Origin of the sequence: Microscilla marina ATCC 23134, assembly GCF_000169175.1 — a bacterium.
In the GTDB taxonomy this organism is placed as follows: domain Bacteria; phylum Bacteroidota; class Bacteroidia; order Cytophagales; family Microscillaceae; genus Microscilla; species Microscilla marina.
In genome coordinates, this window is record NZ_AAWS01000043.1 from 1 (window position 1) to 21,997 (window position 21,997).

The following is a 21,997-nucleotide window of genomic DNA, read 5'->3' on the forward strand; positions in this document are numbered from 1 at the left end:
AGCCTATGCGCAAATATGACTCGTTTGCAGCAAGAGTTGTTTGCGCAAAGCAAAGTGGTAAAAGTGAAGGAGGGCACTTATAAAAACCAACCCATCAAGCTTATCACGATGCAGGTAGCGCCCAAGGCACAACAAAAGTTCAAGGTAAAAGAAGTGGTGTATTATTTTAACCCAACAAAAAGGTTCCTTGAAAAACAAGTGGTTCGCTTTACCAAAGCCCATGTGCTCACAAGCCAGGAGATTTATTACCTGCAACTCAATGCGCATTACAAAGGGTATGTGCCCGCCACTGCTCAGGCAGCCATCAAAGGGGGCAAGTACCAAGGTTATACTTTAGAAACAAGTCGCTAAGTAACGTGCTCAAAAAACGGACAGCTTCAAAGCCCCGATTTCTTATCGGGGTTATTGTTGAGGGCTACGCCCGAAATCCCGTTTACGGGGCGAACACGTTACTGACAATCAAATTTGAAAAAAATGAATCATTTAAAATATATACTTACGGTGGTTGCCTGGGCAGTAGTGGGGCTTGCCTGTACCCAGGCACAGGTGTACAAAAACAGCCATTATACCCACCAACGCATACAAGGTGCCGCCAATGCTGGTCAGACTGTACACTTGCCGTTACCTGTCAGTCCGTCGACAAGCATAGGCGAGGCAAGACTAAAAGTTCAACTAGACCTGGGTGAAACCTACAGTTTTGGAGATTTGGACTTTACGACAAGTCTGGAGGTAACCGTTACCGGAGAAAAGGACGGTAATTTTGTGCAAAACCTCTGCAACTGTCAACTAGAGATTAGTGCCAAGGTACCCGAAAGGCTGTACCACTTTGACTTTGCCAGTACCATCAACAACTTTGATGCATTTAAAATAGCCATTACTGCCCGTCAGGTAACAGTAAATGTGGCAGACCCTACCCAAAAGCAAAATCTTGAAAATGCCCTCAAAGCCAGTCTTCGGGTAGTAGCAAGTTATGACATTGCTTATGGTATAGGTGCCGCAGGAGTAACCGCCAACAACCTGAAGGTAGACCTTGAAGGTAAAAAAGCTACGTTTAGCTGGAACAGTGATGACTACATGCCCAATTATCAAATCCAGGTGTTGCGTTTGCACAACTATGTAAACCCAGACAACAACAGTTATGATTGGTTTACCTGGGCAAATAACATTGCTACTGTAGCAAGCGTTGATCAGCTGCAAAAACAAATCAAACAGGAACTCATTATTCTGACAGCAATAGATTGGAAACGGGCGCTCACCTTAGAAACCGAAAGCAGTCAAAAAACATTGTCTATGACCCTTGCCGAAGGCACAGGGTACTATGTGTGGAGAATACGCCCCATAGGTACACTTTACCCGGGTGGGGTGGCCAATGCCAAAAACTGGGGGCAGTGGTCAAGCGATGATGTGCCCGGCTCTCATTCTTTCGGTGGTAAATGGGTAGTGGTTGACCTTAAAAATGGCACCCTGAAACCCCGCGACAAAAACCAGCGGGAAGTAGACGTTTTTCACTTTGTAGACCCTGACGAAGGCCGCAACAATATGTACAGTCGTACTTTTACCGAAGGCAACCGGGTAAGCGAAAGTATTACCTATGCCAACAAGCTAAACCAAGTGAAACAAACCCAGACTTACCTGCCTTCTAAGCAAACCACCCTGGTTACCCAACAAATGTATGACTACAGTGGACGACCAGTAATGGCTACATTGCCAGCACCTTTGCAAAACCAAGGGTTGAAGGGGTATTATGAGGGTTTGGTAAAAAACCAAAGCAATCAGCAATTATATCGCCCCAAACACTTTGACAAGGATGCCAACTACCGCAACCCTGCCAAAATAGACCAGTCCACGGGCAACCCTTTTAATTATTATACCGGAAAAAATCAAATTCCTGACGCTGAAGGGTATGCATTTACCCGCACCCTTTTTTACCAGGATGGCAAAGTAAAAGAGCAATCGGGGGTAGGCAAAACCCACATGATTGGGGGAGGCGGCAAAACTGTCAAAACCTTTTACTCTACTGCGACCGAAAACGAATTGATCCGTTTGTTTGGAGATGAAGCACCTGCCGCCAGTAGTGTGCTCAAAACCATTAATATAGACCAAAACGGTACCGCAAGCATTAGCTATGCCTCTAAAGAAGGGAAGGTGATAGCGACTTGCCTTGCCTACCAGGAACAAGACAACATGAACGGGCTCAAAGACGGGGTAATACCTGCTACTACCGAAACCCTCAAGATCAACGCCAACCATCAGGGGTTTACCAAAGTGGTGTCGAGCAAACGCTTGTACCTGGTCAATGAAAGTCCCCTTACCTTTAGCTACAAGGCAAACTGTACCAACCCTGTGAGTGGGTGTGATTTTGCCCTGAGGGTGGTGATTCACAAACTGGATGAAGACGCTGACCCTGCCACCCCTTGGGTAAAAAACCTGGGTACTACACCTGGTACAGGCTGGAACCCCCTCGCAGCCAATAGCCAAATACTGATTAGTGAGGATGTAAACGTGGTGTGTGGAATGAATACACAGTTTGCCAACCTCACGCTGGAACCGGGTGCCTATTTGATAGAAAAGCAGTTGAGCCCCCGTAATTTGGCAGGTACCCGACAACTGCCCCCAGCAGTGCTAAACGCCCAAAACCAAGTAGCAGGCGGTATTCAGCCCTTGATTACTATGTTGGGCAAGTGGATGGACAGTGTAAAGTGTAACAACGACATTCAAGTTTTTTTTGATAAGGTAACAACCCTGCAAAACGATATTGACGCGGCTAGAGTTTCTGGAAACTTTGCTGCGCTGGATGCCAAATATCAGGCAGACTTGGGCACCACCCCGTTTTTTACTGATCAACACGCCGTGGCGCTTAAGGTTCCTTACGACATAGAAATTACCAATCCGGGTTGCGGCATCATTCGCGTGCCTATTAACCTAAGTACGGTGTTCGACTTTAAAAATATGGTATATGAGCTCAAAGACCAAGATGGGGATGGTAAATATCGGGTCAATCCGTTTGTTCAATTTGTGCCTGGCAAAACTGAGTTTTTTCCTGACTTTGAAGGCTTTGCCTATAGTTTTTTCTGGAAAATAGTGCCCGAAAGTATAGGCAGTATATCCGATACCATTACCCAGCTGGTGGCTGATGCCGGAGGCAAATTGATGACCGAAGCTACTTTTGAGTCTTCTTACATTTACCTGGGCAACGACCTTACCCAAGGTCAGTTGAACCTGTTGGGCATAGACACTCAAAACCAAAGTTTGGCGGAAGCGCGAAAAGCAGCCAAAGACCGGGTAAAGTACATTTATTATAAGTTTTTGGCGCCTTATATGGAAGGGTGGTACGAGCCGGGCACTTTCAGCCTGATGACCCACCACATGCTGACCGATACCTACAACGCCAGTGGCAAAGACAAAGACCATAATGTAGTGTATGATACACTGGCAACCAATCGTCAGGATGCTTGTGGTCAGTCTTTGAAGCTTGCCGTAGACCCCAACGACACCGACAAAACAGCCCAATACTACGCCGAAGACTTGTTCAAATGCTGGCAGTCGGAGCTGGCCAAGCTAAAGGCACAAGTAGACCCTGATGGGAGCATTGCCATTAATTACAAAGCTGGTTCGGGGGGAGTGTCTAAAGAGGTAGACGACAGAACAGGTGACCCTAAAGTACACGATAGTACCTTTGACGATGCCTTGCCCAAAAACCCTTTGGTGCGTTGGTTTTTGAAAAAAGTGCTCAAAAGTAAGTTGAGCAAAAAAATGCGGGACCAACAGGTAACTTCTGGCACTAACAACCAAAAAGACAATAAAATTGAGATAGAGTACTCGCAACACCTGGTAGAGGAGTATTTGAACTGTACGGGGTATCGTTTTGCCAAAGTCATAGATAACCAACACTTGGCTCAAGGAAGCCATACCCCTTTGAGCCAGGACGTATTAACCAGCTTGCCTACCGAGCAAAGCACCTACGCCAGCAGTGTAGACGACTACTACCAAAAGGTGTTTGCAGATACAGCCACTGTAAACCTGGCGCGCCGCAGCAAGGCATACAATGGTATCGACCGAAGCTATTATCCCGACCGTGAGTGGGCAGTGATGATGGGCTCACAAAACAAGTTTGCCCATATTTTAGACCCAGTGTATGCTTTCAAGTATTTTCATTATGCCATAGACAGCAACAAAGTAGTAGAAGTATTGACCTGTTACCGTGACTTTGATGGTTGTAATTTTTGTGGCATAGGCGAGGTACAGTGCGATATTACAGGCAAAGACTGGACAGCCGCCCAGCGGGAAGTGTTTTTGCAAATGTTGCGTAGGTTTAAATCGGGAGGACTCAAGGGCGAATATGACGAATTGGTCAAAGCCAAAGATTTTGTCTCTCCTGTATACATTGACGCCAGCGGTGAGGTGAAAACCTGGAAAGACGACACCAAAGTAGACGACTATGACGCATTGAAAAACAATGGCTTTAAGGATGACCAAGGCAATCGCCTGCCTACCATGGTGGAGGTGCAGATCAATAAAATGAATCAACAGGTGGTCAACTTCTGCGACTCAAGCCGCATTGTATTTATGAAAATGCTACAGGACACTCTTCAGAAAAAATGCTACGAAATAGTAGACTGTAAAGGGGATGTAAAAAGTGAAAGCCAAATATCTCAGGAAGACATACAAGTACTGGCAAATGTACTGGTAGATGAATGCAAGCGTCGGGCAATGGTGACTTCTTACCAAAGCAAAACCGCCTCGTGCAAATACCTGCAAGACACTACCAAAACCTATACTGTGCCTGTCATAGAGTATGGCGTGGGAGGGGGCGCTGCCACCAGCGATATTTACGGAGTAATGCACTACCGAAACCAAGGAAATTTTAACAGTGATTTTACCCAAACCACCGATACGTTGGTAACGATCAATTACCGGGGCGATACGACCAAAATCAAAGATTTTACGAACAAGCCTCTGAGCTATTTTGAGTGGCTACGCTACCTGGAAGTAACCACGATGGCGCCATTGATTGATATGCCCAATGTGTGTGGTACTACCAAGATACCTTCTGCGCTGGACGAAAACCCAGAGGGGACTCAAGGCATCAGCACTGACAAGGCAAATAATACGATGCCTCACCCCAATAAACCATTGGGAGACCACCTGTCGCCGCTGACCAAGCTCAAGGTAGAAATATCAACCAATGAAACGACCAAAAAGGAAGAGGTGAAGGTCAATGGGCAAACATTTGAAAAGGATAAAAAATAAACCTTCAGAAGTAGGCCAGGCTGAGTGGATCGGCCTGTGCTTTTTATTCACAAAAAACATCGCTTTGAAAATTTTATACGCATGAAAAAGCATCAAACTTTGAAAAAAAACAAACCCCCCAAGTATTTAGGGAAATTTGGGCGCGGTTGGTCTACGCTGAAGGCAGGCCTGCTTTTGGTAAGCCTATTGGCAATCAGTCACTTTGCCCAGGCACAGGTCACCTACAATACCTGGCTGGGAGGCCACAACAACAACGATTGGAACACTGCTGCCAACTGGGATCAGAGCAGGGTGCCATTGGCTACCGATCACGTAAAAATTAATGCAGGAACCGTGAACCTGAATGGCTCGCATACCACTGCCGGCTTTTGGGTAACCAATGTAGCCACGGTTAATATTGGCGCTGCTAACACCCTGACGGTTAACGGAAGCTCAACTATTACTAATGGGCAACTCAATGGTGGAAAACTGATAAGTAATGGCAGCAATACGCATGATTTCTTCACTACCAATGCTACTTTATTTACTGAGGTAGAAGCTGTTGCCAGGGAGGTGAATTTAACAAGTTCACAGTTTCACGAAAAGGTGCGTTTTACCAAAATGCTTAACGCGTCTTATAGCAATGGTAATACCTACCACCAAGAGGCTACTTTTATAGGCAAAGGTGGATCGGCCTGGTACGTTTCCTATGCAGCAGCAGACACCTTTAAAAGCCACATCATTGTAGGTGGAGATAGTGGAACTTATGTAACCGTAGGAAGTCAAAGTTTTACAACTACCCTGTTGGATGGGAAAAAAGTGTTGATAGACCAAAATAATTCAACATTTGCTGGGCTGTCCCTCATCAAACTACATCAAAAAGGAAGCACTCTACAAAACTTTGATCTTCAAGGCACATTGGTTCTGAAAAACTGTATTTGGGAAGCCGCCGCAGTAACTTCTGTCAATGCGAGGGTTTTAAGTGCCTACTCTGTATATCATGGAGAAGCCATATTTGAGGCAGGTCATTATCCACAGAGTCAGAGTTATGGCAATACCTATCATCAAGAAGCATCTTTTACGGTTTCTAATTCAAGTAACTATGGCTGGTATGTTTCCAGAACAGACCCAGACATTTTTCACGAAGATGTAACTTTGGGAGGGCATGTTTACAGCCTTATGTACTTTGGGGGAGACCAAACCACCATTATTCCTGATGGAAAAGCACTAAAACTGGCGCCTAATAATTACTATCCTACAGTGCTCGATATTAAAAACGTACACCAGCAAGGGAATACCCCTCAAGAGCTGCATGCCGGACAAAACGTGCATTTGACAAATAACCAGTGGGAAGGCGAGCTCTCAGTAAAAGCGGTACGAATCATTGGTAAAAACTCTACTTATCACAACAATGTGTCTTTTTCATCTGGCTCTTACCCTGGAGGTTCTATCAACGGGGATACTTACCACAAACAAATGACCATTAACCACACTGGTGCCTACGACTGGCACATAGCCAACACCACCCCTAATATTTATCATGGGGCATTGTTGCTAAGGGTAGAAGGTCAGGGAAAGCTACACATGGCATATGGGGCAGGTACGCACCGTTTTGCCCACGACATAGTGCTGGAAAGAAAACATGCTGTAGGTAAAGTGGTGTTTGGTGCTGGCGGTGGGCAAACCATATTAGAAGGAGACAACCTGCAAACCATCAGAGCAGTAACGGGCAAAGTCGGAGAGGCTGATTTTCATCACTTAAAAATTAACAAAACTACAAACCATGTAGACCTGCAAACCAATATCAATATTGTAGGTACCCTTGAGTTTGCTCAAGGGTTGGTCAAGGCTACCCCCGAAAGTAGTGGCTTGCTCACGTTTGATACCAACGGAAGCTACCAAAATATCTCTGCCACCAGCCACGCATCGGGGCAAGTGCGTAAAAAGGGCACTGGAGACTTTACTTTTCCGTTGGGCGATGGTACCCAATTACATCCGCTCACCCTCAGCAACTTATCGACCCTTGCCTGGATCAATGCTTACTATAAGGGCAGCAACCAACCCACTGGACAAGCAGTAGGAGGTGTTTGTTACAAAATGAACGATTGTGAGCATTGGGTAGTAAAAAGTACCTCTCCGGTAAGCTTTCAGGCGGCAGTAGGCACTGCCAACGCTTGCGACTTGCCCGCCAAGCCAGTATTGATGTGGTACAACAATACCGACTGGGAAACGCTGAATACTACCCACAATACGAGTAGTCAAACCCTCAACGCCAACCAAACCACGGGTACTTTAAAAAATATTACACATTACCTTACTTATGGAGAGGCAGTAGAGGTAGGTCCCATTAGTACCGCTGGCAACGGAGGCGTTACCTGTCAAAACACCAGCCATACCTATACGGTACCTTTAGTAGCCGATGCTGCCTATCAATGGACCGTGCCCGCAGGTTGGACCATTACCCAAGGGCAAGGCACCCACCAGATGACGGTAAACATAGGTGCCAATGCCGCTACCGGAGGCAATGAAATACAAGTAACCTATACCAAAAATGGTTGCACTACCTTGCCCGGTAAGTTTATTGTCATTATAAACCCAGTGCCTACTACAGCGGGTACCATCAGTGGAGCAAGCGAGGTATGTGTGGCTACCCAAAACCTCAACTATTCGGTAACAGCCATTGGCGGTGCCGACGAATATGTATGGACCTTGCCCGTGGGCATGGTACAAGCGGGTACCGGGGTGAGTGGCACCATCAATACCCAGGACAACTTCATCAATGTAGATGTATTGGGCAGTTTCAATGGTGGAGACATTACAGTGAAAGGCAGCAATGCCCAGTGCAGTGCTGGAATAGAGAGTACTTTAGCCGTGACCCAAAAGGCGGGAGCTAATGTGGTTCTGACCATTACCCAGCAAAACACCTGTAGTACGGCTGCCGATGGTAGTATAGAGGTAACCACCGATGCGGTTTCTTACACTTTGTTTAAAAACGGGCAAGAGGTAAGCACCCACAAAGACGTGGCGGTAAGTACCTCGCCTTTTACTATTGCCAATTTGGGCGATGGTGACTATTACCTGAAGGTAATGCAAAGCGGAGGCTGTAATACCTTGAGTGATACGGTGACCCTCAAAACCGATGACTTGGTGTGGGTGAGGCAACTGGGTTCGTCAGGTTTAGATGATGTATATGCTTCGGCTACCGATGCCGTCGGAAACGTGTATGTGACAGGGGTTTTTAACCAAACACTTACTTTGGGCGAAGGCGCCCACCAGGTAACATTAAGCACTAGTGGGGCTTATGATATGTTTGTGGCAAAATACTCACCAGATGGCAAGCTACAGTGGGCAAAAAAAGCCGGGGGTAACCTCGATGACTACGCCAATAACATAGATGTAGATGCCGCCGGAAACGTATATGTGACGGGTTTTTTCAAAGGTACCGCTACTTTCGAGCATATTGTCGTGGCTACTCCCACTCCCCATAATGTATTAAATTCTAATATGTTTGTAGCCAAGTATGATACCCAGGGCAACCTGCTGTGGTTCAACCGCAGCAGCGATGCCCATGTAGCACAAGGCAAAGGGGTAAAAGTAGATCCATCAGGAAATGTGTTTGTCAGTGGTTGGTTTTATAGCACCATAGATTTCAATGGGGCAAAACAAATGACCTCAGCTGGTAGATCTGATCCATTTTTGGCAAAATACGATGCCAATGGAAATTTTTTGTGGGCACAAAGTGGAGGAAGCGATACGCTTGACCACGCTTATAATATGGAGGTAGACCAAGCCGGAAATGCGTATTTGTTGGGTAATTTTGCGGATACTAGTACCTTTTCCGGGCAAACCATTGAAAGCAAAGGTTTGCAAGATTTTTTTGTTGCCAAATATACCCCTACAGGTACGCTTGCCTGGATAAAATCGGGTGGAGGCAGTGGCAACGAAAGTGTGCAAACCAAAGCTGTAGTAGATGCAGCGGGCAATGTATACCTGGCGGGCTATTTCAATCAAAACATTTCTTTTGATGGGCAACAGCTTACTTCCAGTACTTCCATATTTGATATGTTTGTGGTGAAATACAATGCTCAGGGAAGCCTTCAGTGGGCGCAGGCAGGTAATTCATCGTTTGGCATAGTAGCTACCGGAATTGCGCTTGCGCCTACCGGGGATGTTTATGTAGGCGGTTGGTCGCAAGGGCAAACCTACCTGGGCACCAATCAACAATTGCTGCAAAGTGAAGGACTGGTAGGGTTTGTGGCGCAGTACACCCCCGATGGAATAGTAAAACAAATAGATAAAAAAATTACCGGACCTAAGGTTGTAAACTCCACTTGGCCATTCTGGGTAAACAACCTGAATATTGTGGGTCAAAACGAGCTTTACATGATTGGTGGATTGGCTACAACTGCTACCTATGGTAATACTACTTCGCTCACCAACAAAGGCAGTGTAGATGGGTATTTGGCCAAGTTTAGCAACAAAGGCACCGCTACCCTCACAGGCATTACAGGCACCGCAAATGGATGCGCTGGGGCTACTCAAAACTACCTGGCTACAGGAGTAAGCGGGGTGACCTCCTACAATTGGGAACTTTCGGCGGGGCTCGAAGAAGCAGGCACCGGAAGAACGGGTACATTTAGTACCAATACTCCGCAGGTTGCGGTGACGTTTCTGGCGGGCAATGCCAGCGGCACCATCAAAGTAAGCGGTACTGGAAGTTGCGGCGTTACTGCCGTGGTGACGCAAGCCGTGTCTATAGGTACAACGCCTACTGGCACGGGCACCATTACTGGAGCTGCTGCCGATTGTGCCAACCAAACCGCCTCTTTTAGCACTACTGCCATTGCAGGTGCCAGTCAATATATCTGGACTTTTACCCCTGACGACAGCAATATTGCGCCTACCATCACCACCACCAATACTCCTGCCTATAGTTTTGCCCTGAGCCATAGTGGGCAACTCACTGTAAAAGGAAGCAATAGCTGTGGCGAAGGTGCCTTGAGTAACCCTTTGGCGGTTATAGTACACCCATTGCCAGAAGTAACTGCTGGGTCAGCCAGTGTGACTACTTGTATGAATGCCATGGGAGGAGAACTTGCTTTTAACCTTGCTTTTAGCGGAGCAGCTACTTACACCGTGTTGAAAAACGGTGCCCTATACAACAATTTGGTAGACCAAACCGCTACCGCAGGAACCCTGAACCTGAGCAGTTTGCCCTTGGGTACTTACCAGGTAACCCTGACCACCGCCCAAGGCTGTGTAGCCACCAGTAGCAACACCGTAACCGACGGCAGCCCGGTCATTACAGGCATCGAAACGAGTGCCATTAGCTGCGATGCCAGCAAAATGGGCGTATTTGCCAACAGCAAAATCCGTTTTGACATTCGCACGGGTAAAGTACCCGCTGGCTTTGCCGACTATACCTATGCCTTGCTCGACGAACAGGGCAATGTAATCGTACCCGAAACCGTGATCAGCAACGCAGGCAATATACTGGCAGTAGACGATGTGGTATTGACAGTGCCCAATCCGGTGCAAGGTGCCGAGTATGCCCTGGTGCTAAAGGCTTACAAAAACCTGGACCCTGTAAGTACGGGCTGCACCACCTGTAGAGTAACCTATTGTGAAGCCCGTAAAAATATCAAATTTGCAACTTTGGGAATCAACGCCTCATTGCTTGGCGACGATCCTCAATACGTGTGTGATGCTGCGGGTACTAAAACTATTCAGTTTCAGGTAGGGGTTACTACCAACGACTTGAGCCTGGCGCCTGCTGGCGGATTTAAAATGGAGTTGTATAGCGAAAGCGCGGGACTGGTGGCCAGCAAAACCGAAGCTACCTTGCCCGCAAACAATAGCTGGAACATAGACAACATAGGAGTAGGTAAATATACCGCTTACTTTTATGGAGGTCTGAACAACTACAATTGTCAAAAAAAGGTGACATTTGAAGTAGAAGACCTGGAAGTAGACATTACGATGAATACCACCTCAGAAACTTGCCTGAATGCTCAAGATGGCAAAGCCAATGTGGTGGTGGTAGGCGCCAAAAAAGAGGTGACCTACGAATGGCAAAAAGCCGATGGTACAGTATTGAAAGACGACCAGGGCAATACAATTACTGCGGCAAGTATTGAAGACCTCGCTCCGGGCGACTATAAGTTAATAGTGACCGTAGGTGGCATTTGTCCCAACGAGAAACCCTTTACCATAGAGGCTTACAAACCGCTGGTAGAGTTGTTGGTGGCAGAAGTGGCGCTGCAAGAATGCGAAGTAGTAGCCCACGCTGAACTAACTACTGAGGGAGCAGCCCAATACCCCAATGGAGCGTATAAAATTACCTGGTATGAATTGCCCATTGACGATAGCTTTACCCCAGGCAACGAACAAGACTCCACCAAGTATGCTTTCATCTACGAAGCCACCGTATTGGCGGCTGTGTCGTCTACCGAACCCGATATAAAAGATACCATTCCGAGAGATAAAATGGAAAGTGAGGGTTGGTATTATATTGAGATAAGCGGACCAGACGGGTGTGTGGTCAAGGGTGAATATACCCACATTGAAAAACCACGCATAAAGCGGGTATATGACCTCAGCTTGCGCTGGAAAACACCAGAGGTAAAACCTAAAGAGCCTGAATTGCCCAGGTTTGAGTTTGATGTGGCGTTTCAAGATGCCAAAGAAACCATCAACACCCAAACCAGCAAGTGTATAGAAGACCAACAAGATGTATTGGCGGCTACGTTCAAAGCCAACTGTGTGGCGCCCGACGATGAACTATCGGTCACTTTTGAACAAAAGCAACACCACTACACCTTGTACTATTTTGACCGCGCCGGGCAACTGACCCAAACCGTGCCGCCAGCTGGGGTAAAGCCCTTAACTACGGCCACCCGCAGCCAACGCCCGGCACACACTATGCGCACTACTTACAACTACAACAGTTTGGGGCAAATGGTGAACCAACATACCCCCGATGGGGGCACCACCAACTTTGTGCACGATGACAAAGGGAGGATTCGCTTTTCGCAAAATGACAAACAAAAAGATGAAAATGCTTATGCTTATGTAAAATATGATGCCTTGGGCAGAACCATAGAGGCAGGGCGTGCCACCCAGTTTATCGACAATGGGCAAACCCTGGCCTTTCCAGCGAATGCCTTTGAGATTGGGCAGGTAAACCTGAATGATGTGTTGGCGGGCAACAATTCCTTCCCGAATACCGGGCTGAGCGAGCAGGTATTGAGCTTTTATAATGTGCCGGGCGCCTTTGCCAACGACCAACATACAGACAAAAATGCCTTTTACTTCAATGAAGCCAATACCCAGACCTATTTGCGCAACCGGGTGAGCTATACATTGGCGTATAACCAAGGCAGCACCGACCCCGTGCGCACTTATTTTAGCTATGATCCGCACGGCAATGTTACCTGGCTGGTGCAAGAAACCCCCGGCTTAGACAATGGCAAAACGGGCAGCGAAAAATTCAACTACCGCATGCACCTTGCCTACGACTACGACTTGATCAGTGGCAAAGTGCTCAAGGTGAGGTTCAACGACGATACCAGTCGTGCCGACCGTTTCTTGCACCGTTATGCCTACGACGAAGACAACCGATTGACCCTGGTAGAAACCTCGCGCGATGGCTATATTTGGGACAAAGACGCGAAGTATGACTATTACTTGCACGGACCGCTCAAGCGTACCGAATTGGGCGAAGATAAAATTCAGGGCGTAGACTATGCCTACACCATCCACGGGTGGATCAAGGGAATGAACAGCCCAATACTGGATGTAAACCAAGACTTGGGCGGCGATGGTAAATCGGGCAGTGCTTTTGCCCCCGATGTATGGGGTATGTCGCTTACTTTTTACGACGGCGATTTTGTCCACAACAACGGTAACTCGGCATTTGCCCATACTGGAGCCTATACTTTGAAACCGGGCGCCAATCGCAACCTCTACAATGGCAACATTGCTACCTGGACCAGTGCCTTGCGAGGGGTGAGCCAACACCAACAGATACAAAGGGCTTTTCAGTACAAGTACGACCGCCTGAACCGGATCAAAACGGCGCACATGTATGAGTGGAACGGCACCGCCTGGGCGACTGCGGCTACTAATAACGCCTTGCACACCAACTATAGCTACGATGGCAACGGCAACTTGCTGACCCTAAAACGCTACGACAAAACGGGTAGCTTGCTGGATGACTTGACCTATAGTTACAAAACCAAAACCATCAACGGCATTGCCCAGCCGATCAACCAACTGGACAAAGTGACGGATGCAGTGACGGGCAACAAAATTGAGAAAGAGGTGACGGGCACCAACCAGTATGACTACGATGACATAGGCAACCTGGTACACGACCACGCTGAAGACATTGTGATTGTGTGGAACATACAAGGCAAGGTAAGCGAGGTACGCCCTGCCACCGACACCTCCAAAAAGCCCCACATTCGCTATTGGTACGATGCCAGCGGCAACCGCCTCAAAAAAGAAGTGAGCTATTCGCCTACTATAGCGGCAGCCACTGATAACAGGGGAGGTTTTGTAAGAAGCTTTGCCGATGCCCCCGAAAAGGTGAAAGTGAGCTACTACACCCGCGATGTAGACGGCAACACCATGGCGATTTATGACCAGGCGTACGACCAAACCAATAGTACCTGGAAAACCACCCAAAAAGAGTTAAGTTTGTACGGCAGCGAGCGTTTGGGTACGGTAGAAACTAGTCAACCATTGAGCAATGTATCTGGTATTACCAATGCTGTAGCGCGTTTGGTGGGCGAAAAACGCTACGAGCTCAAAGATCATTTGGGCAATGTACGTTCGGTAGTGACCGACCAAAAACGTTATATAGAAGAAAACGGCTTATTTACCGAATATGCCAATGTACGTACCTTCAAAAACTACTACCCCTTTGGGATGAAACAGCCCGGCGATGAGATTGACCCGATGCTGACCCCGGCAAGCTTGCCTACTGCCTGGACAGTGGTTACTCAACAAGGGTGGGAAGGTGACCCTCAGCAAAACGCCCTTAAGGTGAGTTTGAGCACGACACCCACCACGGCATTGTGGGAGGTAAGTAAAACCCATGACTCGAAAGTACAAGGCACTTACCAAATTGGTTTTGACCTGGTGTTGGAAACCAACAGCGACAATCAGCTCACTATAACGGTCAAAGATTCGGTGAGTGGTCAAGTGCTCAAAGAGCAAGTGTTTACGACAGCGGGCAGCCACCAGGTAGGCTACCAGGCTATAGGCGACAAAACCCAGGTAGTGTTCAAACTGACCGACCCTACCCCTAATGTGGGGAGTTTGCTGGAAGTAGTGGGCATTACTTTTAATAAAACTGATTTTGGTGACTACCGTTATGGATTTAATGGCAAAGAGAACGATCAGGAGTGGGGCAAACTGATTCAGGATTATGGTGCAAGACTTTACAACCCTGCATTAGGACGGTGGTGGAGTGCTGATCCAAAAGAAAGCAAGTACCCTAGTTTAAGTTCTTATCATGCTATGGGTAATAATCCTATTATAACTATTGATCCTGATGGTAAAGAGAATATTGTTGTCATAGGTAATCAAGGTGTAACGTTGAGTGCTGATAGGCGAGCTTATCCTAATAACCCTGAAAAAAGTATGTTTCTTCAGGCAGGCATAGAAGAGGCAAGAACTTTAAAAAATAATAAAACGCAAAATGGTGAAGCTACCACTATCATTGTATATGAGGGTACTTATACAAAAATCCAACTTAGCTATTATAAGCGCATTGCTGCTGAATCAAAGGTTAACTTTATTGTTGTTAAAAATAACAAACAACTTGTTACCTATGTAAATAAAAGCGGAGGGTATGTCAACGGAAAGCGTTCAAAGCGATGGAAAGACTTAATTACTGATTTTAGTTATATTGGACACGCAGGACCTGAAGCTCTCTATACTGGTTATGAAGCAGACGGAAAAAAGAAAAGTATAAAGGAGAGTTTAGATCCTTGGAAAATCTCTTCTGAGGCTTTTCATAAAAATGCATTTTGCCATTTGAATGGTTGTGGTACAGGAGCAGATAAAATAGTACAAAGGAATGGTTCTGTAGTAAAAGGTGATTATGCGGTGTTCCTACGGTTTAAAGGTGGAAAGAAGTATAGAGGACTTGCAAGGTCTTTAAAAACTTATAGAACCCCTATTTATTGGAGATTTAACGGGGAGTATAAGCCATCAGTCTTTAGGTATGCACGTCCTATAAATCGGAAGTTTTTACTAAAGAAAAAGAAGTTAGGGCGAGAAAAAAATCCTACTAGGAATAATAACAATAATTTAAACACAGGAAGTCAAAAAAATACAAGAGTAAATGGGAGGGCTTTAAAGTAGATAAGTTATGAGATATATTGTGGTAGTTTATTTAATTTTTCAGACACATTTTATTTTTTCACAGGATTCTTTGTCTATTTTTTTAAAACACCCTAATGATCAACTTGATTTATTAGTGGAGGGTATTCAGGTGTCTGGCTCAAGTGTTACATATTTTAAAGTGTTTGGGGATGATTTTGATATTCGTCTTAAACTGGAACGTTATACAAAAACAGTCAAGTTTTTACAAGAGTTAGTGACTGAAAGAGCAGTTCGGCAAATTTATTTGTCAGGAAATGGAGCTAATCAAAGTCATGCATCTACTTTAGAAGTCATTTTTGTTTTTTATTATGGGAAGGCTCAAAAAGATTACTCATTCTATATGAGTAGTAAGCCTAAAAAAAACATAGTATGGAGAGTTATAACTTTTTGGAAACGCTTCCTTGTTGAACATGGGTGCAAAGATTCATACCAAGTTCACAGAGTTAGAAAAAACGAAACTATTTCTTCTATTGCGAGAAATTATAGCCTTGATCCAGAGTTATTAGCTTTATTTAATGATATTTACTTTGATATACTAAGACAGTTAAATAATAAGCTGATGGATGTATTGAGTATTTATGAGGGCAAGAAAAAATTATTAACTAATGACAAATTACTTATTCCCTGCTTGCCAAAGAAGGTAAGTAAATATGAATAACCACCCCCAGTTCTTTTAAGCCCTGGATAATGCGTCATTAATAATCGCAGAAAAACCTTCTACGCTCGTTTTTCGGAATACTGAAAAGTGCCCTCAGGTGCTGGAATCAGGGTCGGTTGCTAAAAGTCTTCCGAAGGGGACTTGAAAGTGTAAAATAATGACAAGTCTGTGACTTGTTTTGCGATAGCAAAGTATGCGAAGCCTGTTCAATTTAAAACCAGGCTGGTTTAAGTTTGGCTCTTATTAAGCATCCTGCGGATACATTTTAGGAGTGTGCGAAGTTTTTAAAATATCTGATATACAGGTATTTATGTATAAATTAAAGTGATAAGTGTAGGGGCAATCCCTTGCTGTAATGCAATGGAAGTTCGCGATTTATCGGAATGGTTGCCCTAGTGAAGAGTAAACATGAGTATACAATAATCCTTCAGCCCAATTCTTTATAAGAGCCTTAAGTTTAAACGTAGTGGTAACTTAAATCAACAAATAGTAGGAAGTTTGTAACTTTCCAAAATAAACCAAAGCCCAAATCAGGTAAAACTGTTTTTGGGCTTTTTGCATTATTTTTAGGCGAAGTAAAAGTGTTTTCTTATTGGTTTGGCAAAAATAACCAGGAGCATCACTGTGTTTTGCCTGACAAAGAAAGATATATTTAAAAAAGTAGGAAATATTTGATTTACGAATTTATTCAAAACTATAGATTAGTCAAATTGATCAAAATAAAATAATCAAGAGGTGAATCGTTTTTTTACTTATAAAAGGGTAGTCGGGTACATTGAAAGCAAGAAAATTTTTTTTGCAAAAACTGTCCTTTTACCACCCACAAAAAAGTACTTAATATAGGAACGACCTGAACTATACCACCCAATGTGGTCATACTGATGAATATATTTAGAAAAAAACTGAAGCATTATTATGCCTGGTGGGTATTGGCATGCTGCCTGGCATGGAGCCCAATGACCTACGCCCAAACCCGTCAATTGCCTAAAGTAAACGCGGCAAAACAACAAGCGCAAAGAGCGCTAGAGGCACGAAAAAAAGCAGTGCACGACAAAAGCAAGGCATTTTTGCAAGAAAAGCTAGATCCTCGTGCCCCTTACCGTCAACTAAAGGCCAAAGGGAAAGACGACCTGCAAAAGCGGTTTGCTATTTTGAAAAACATTTATGGAGAAAGTAAACAAGAAGTGACTGGTTTTCGTTTGCCTCCTTTGCTCAAGTTTAATGGCTTGCAAGCCAACCTGGAACAGCACACCGCCCAACGACAAGGCAATTACCCTTTGGGCATACCCGGCGATTTTACCCGTTTTCAGGTCAATGGTGGAGTAAGCGTATTAGGCATACCACTCAAAGTACAAGGCCTGTTTACCACCGAGCAATCGGAGCTGCGCCAACCAATGAACCAATTTTCGGTGGGGCTGGACATAGCCACCCTGCAACGCCAGCTTCAGCAACGCATAGACGCCCGTTTGCGCAAGCTACAACAAGTGTACAACGTACAAGAGTACCAACAACTAGACAAGCTGTATAAATTTGAGCAAATCAAAGAAATAGAGAATTTTACCCAAAACGAGGTACGCCAACACCTGGGCGAATTGCAACAGCTCGAAGACCTGAAAGAGTTGAAAAACCTGAAAGACTGGGAAAAAAACTGGCAACAAAAGTTGACTACCAAAGGCACTGCCTGGGCAACAAAAGAAAAGACCCGCTATTATCAGCAATTGGGGCAAAAACTCAAAAGCAACCCTACCCTTGCCAAAGCTTACACTACACTAGGCGTACGCCCCGAAGACCTAAGCAATCCCAAGGCATTGGAGAAAAAACTCAAAAATAAATCGGCGGCGCTAAAGCAACAAACCAAGCAATTGTACGAGCAAAAAAAAGCCGGTTTGAAACAAAAATACCAAGGTTCTAAGGGCAAGGCTTTGAAAAAGCTGAACAAACGGCTGGGCAAGTTTTTGGGGCGACAAAACCTAAGTGTAAGCGATTTGAAAAACCTCTACGAAAACCGCGACTCGTTGGCAAAACAAGCCCCCGAACGTTTGCTGGGTTATGAAAATGCCCGTATCCTGAAGTCGTTTAAAGCAGGCAAAAACAAAGAAGGTTTGCAACAACTACAACAAGCGGGCATTATTTCTTTGCCCACGTTTTTGGCGGCAAGCCTGCAAACCCTGACCGTAGGCACCAGTTATCCTGAGTTTACCGATTTTACCCTGAGCGGTGCCCGCATAGATGGGGTGGGCATAGAGCTACAGCCGGGGCAATTACACCTGGCGTATTATGGCGCCAAAAACAGAGTAGCTACTGCTGCCAACAACGACTACGCCCGCAAGCTGAAGGCTTACCGAGCGGGTTGGGGCAAAAAAGAAGGCACCCACTTGTTTATAAACCATGTACAGGGACAAGACGACCTCACGACCTTTAGAGGCGACAGCGTTATTACGGGCATTGGCGATACCTCGTTTTTTGACAAGCCCCGGCACAACACCGTATGGGGAGCAGATGCGAAGTGGCGTTGGAAACAATGGGAACTGGAAGTGGAGTTTGCCCAATCGATGACCACCCTGGACTTAAGCCGCGAAAACCTTCCGGCAACGACTACCCACATTGCCGAGTTTTTGCAACAGCCCCTCACCGACCAGGGAAACCTACAGGTAGGGCAGGCGTATGGGCTCAGGCTACACTATCAGTTGGGAGAACGCACCACCTTGCACGGCAAACTAGAACGGATTACGCCCGGTTTTTTCTCGTTGGGGGTGCCTTATTTTCGCAATGACATAGAAGGAGGAGAAGTAAGCATTGAACAAAAGTTTTGGAAAAACCAATTGACGGTTACGCCTCTGTATGGCTACTGGCACGACAACCTCACCGGACGAAAAGAAATGACGTCGTTGATGCAAGAATATGGGCTAAATGTTAGCCTGACTCCTCAAAAATGGCCTTTTATGGCTTTAGACTACCGCAAACACCTGATTGAAAACAACGAGTTAAACAATGTAGAAATATTGAATGTGCACACCGGGTACAACTACACACAAGGCAGCACACAAATGCAAACTACTTTGACCGCCTTGCTGCAGGAAACCCGCACCCAATCGGAGGAGTTTAACCTGAAAAATATCTCTATCAGAAATTATACATTACAACAAGTGGCAAGCTTTAGCTTTCCGCTTCAGGCGAGTGCTCAACTAAATTTTTTAGACCAAAAAGGAGGGAGAGAAGAAGGGAAATGGCTGACAGTGGGTGGTTCGCTGACCTATACTTTTTGGGGTGTTTGGCAAAATAGTATCAAGGGCAACTACGGCAAAAACCAAAAAGAGGGCATCAAGTATGATTGGGGGCTGGAGTCTTCCCTTACTTTTCTCAATTATTATACCCTCACTATAGGCGTTGAGCAAAACAAGTTGGACACGTTGTTACCACTCAACAATTATGAAGAACTGCGAGGAAAGATCGTGTTAAGTGCGCGGTTTTAGGTAAAGTTTCAAGCTTGAAGCGGCAAGTTACCAGCCACAAGCCACAAGTTCTCAGGTGTCGATGTATATCGGTACTTCATTGACAGTGTATTGACATTTCTTACCTTAAACAGCCGAACAAACCATTAGATAGTCCCTGGCACCCTCTCAGGGAATTTATAAATAACTGAAAAATAAGTGTACTGTGAATTTTTTAGCTGCATCTGAACCGAATCTATTTCTAAATCCCGATTTATATTTATCGGGGCAGCAGCTTGTTGTGATGAGCTCAACGGAATTAAACAAAATATACCTAGTGCATCAGGCACTAAGTTACTTACATATTATTTGGCGACTTTTGCCCCCTGACTTCCTCGTAAAAAAGTTAGATAGCTAACTGACCTTTCGCAGGTCAAAAATTTGTTTTCTGTGAAAAAATACCACTCAGCAAAATATGCTCATAAAAAGCAATGATTCGAGTATCTGTGAGCCATTACTTTTTTCTACAGGTAAAAAAGTAATCAAAAAACCCGCAGCTGTAGTTTGTTTCGCCTAAATCTGTTTCACTACGCCGAAACAGCTCAAACTCGCTTCGCTCAAACAGTGATCTGTTTTTACGGCTTCGTTTCACAGATTCTTAACGGCAACAAACTAAGGCTGAATCCAGCTGACGCAACCTTAGTCCTAAACTGTATTTTTTTGCTTAAAAACAAAAATACGTACTGCGAAAGGTCAGATAGCTAAGGTTCCGATATGCATCGGAATTCAGAAAGCGAACTATCCGCCATTTTCACGACTCGTCAGAAAACAAAATTCATCCAAATTAATAAGCAACTTATTTAATCCCTAATGCACTAGTGGAGGCTATGCCGACATCCCGCTTGCGGGGCACCTAGTCCCTAGAACCTTCTCAGGGCTCCAATTCCCCAGAACCCTCCCTATAGTATTAGCTTGACTATATATAATTATATTTCATTAGTTAGTATTTTTATACTAATTTCCGTTTTCAAACTCTCAAATCATTTCAACATGAAAGAAAATCTGAGCCTAAACGACAAAGTAGCTATAGTAACGGGCGCCAGCAAAGGCATAGGTGAGGCCATTGTACGTTTGTATGCTGCCCACGGAGCCAAAGTAGTAGTGAGTAGCCGCAAACAAGTCGCAGTAGACGCGGTAGCCGAAAGTATTCGCCAAAGCGGGGGAGAGGCTATAGGCATAGAAGCCCACATGGGCAAAATGGACAGTATTAAAACTTTGGTAGACAAAACGCTTGAGCACTATGGGCGCATAGACATTATAGTAAACAATGCGGCTACCAACCCCGTATTTGGTGCAGTAGAAAATTGCAATGAATCGGCTTTTGATAAAATAATGGACGTAAACGTGAAAGGTTGTTTTGAGCTTGCCAAACTTGCTTTACCTTCTATGAAAGCCAACAAAAGTGGGTCTATCATTAACATGAGTAGCATTGGAGGGCTTAAGCCTGAACCAGGTTTGGGTATTTATAGTGTAAGCAAGGCAGCCCTGGTAATGCTTACCAAAGTAATGGCGAAAGAGTGGGGGCGGCACAACATTCGCGCCAATGCGATTTGCCCCGGCTTGATCAAAACCAAGTTTAGCCAGGCGCTTTGGCAAAACGAGCAGGTAAGCGACCACTTTATGAAAAACCTGCCCATTGCTCGTTTGGGTACGCCCGAAGACATTGCCCGTTTGTCGCTTTTTTTGGCTTCCGACGCATCTTCTTATTCTACAGGAGGGGTGTTTACTTCCGACGGTGGTTTTTTGGTATAAAGGGCTAGAGTAATCAATAGATAGTTTCAGGCAACAAGGCATACAATTATCTAACACTTCCTTGTTGCCTGAAGCTTATTCTAATTTTTGCACCGTATCTTGATGAAACCGCTGTTCAGCAAATTTTTGTTCGGTGGCATCATACCATTGCCCTATGATGTACTCATCGCTTGTGCTACGGGTGAGTTGTTCACTGAGCAATGCTTGTTCGTATTCTTTGACCACCATTACAGGGCCTCCGGACAAATGTTGTACTTTATCGCCAACTTTAAATTTTCTCATATCTTGTCAATCAGTTAAATGAATACTATCAAACCTCTTGTGGGCTTGTTTAAAAACACTGATCAGTTTGGGTGAATATTCTTGGTGTCACAGTACGTGAAAAACGTTTTTTAGCCAGACAATCACCACGCCAAAGGCGAGCATTGTTTTACCACAGGCAAAGGTTAAAGGCTCCTTACAATGCGCCATC

The 21,997-nt window shown here is 45.2% G+C and carries 7 protein-coding genes; 6 read left to right on the forward strand and 1 reads right to left on the reverse strand.

Annotated elements, in window-relative coordinates:
• The 6 genes from M23134_RS28080 to M23134_RS28105 all read left to right on the forward strand — a co-directional run.
• The coding region (locus tag M23134_RS28080) for a hypothetical protein (RefSeq protein ID WP_232296841.1) at positions 1 to 351 on the forward strand (351 nt) is incomplete at its 5' end.
• A 123-nt stretch (positions 352 to 474) separates the two neighbouring features.
• On the forward strand, positions 475 to 5,250 hold the full coding sequence (locus M23134_RS28085) for a hypothetical protein (protein ID WP_045114505.1): 4,776 nt from the start codon (positions 475 to 477) through the stop codon (positions 5,248 to 5,250).
• Between the two features lie 81 nt (positions 5,251 to 5,331).
• A complete protein-coding gene (locus M23134_RS28090) occupies positions 5,332 to 15,603 on the forward strand; it encodes an RHS repeat-associated core domain-containing protein (RefSeq protein WP_002702097.1) in 10,272 nt (3,423 codons plus the stop codon).
• A gap of 7 nt (positions 15,604 to 15,610) precedes the next feature.
• The gene (locus M23134_RS28095; RefSeq protein WP_002702098.1) at positions 15,611 to 16,282 is read left to right on the forward strand and encodes a LysM peptidoglycan-binding domain-containing protein; all 672 of its coding nucleotides are present in this window, start codon (positions 15,611 to 15,613) and stop codon (positions 16,280 to 16,282) included.
• Positions 16,283 to 17,163: 881 nt separating this feature from the next.
• Positions 17,164 to 19,755: an AAA family ATPase gene (locus M23134_RS28100; protein WP_002702099.1), complete on the forward strand. Its 2,592-nt coding sequence runs from the start codon at positions 17,164 to 17,166 to the stop codon at positions 19,753 to 19,755.
• A gap of 1,008 nt (positions 19,756 to 20,763) precedes the next feature.
• A complete protein-coding gene (locus M23134_RS28105) occupies positions 20,764 to 21,525 on the forward strand; it encodes an SDR family NAD(P)-dependent oxidoreductase (RefSeq protein ID WP_002702100.1) in 762 nt (253 codons plus the stop codon).
• A gap of 75 nt (positions 21,526 to 21,600) precedes the next feature.
• Here the strand turns inward: M23134_RS28105 and M23134_RS28110 are convergent, their stop codons facing one another.
• Positions 21,601 to 21,807, reverse strand: a complete 207-nt coding sequence (locus M23134_RS28110; RefSeq protein ID WP_045114507.1) for a DUF2158 domain-containing protein — start codon at positions 21,805 to 21,807, stop codon at positions 21,601 to 21,603.
• Positions 21,808 to 21,997: the final 190 nt, after the last annotated feature.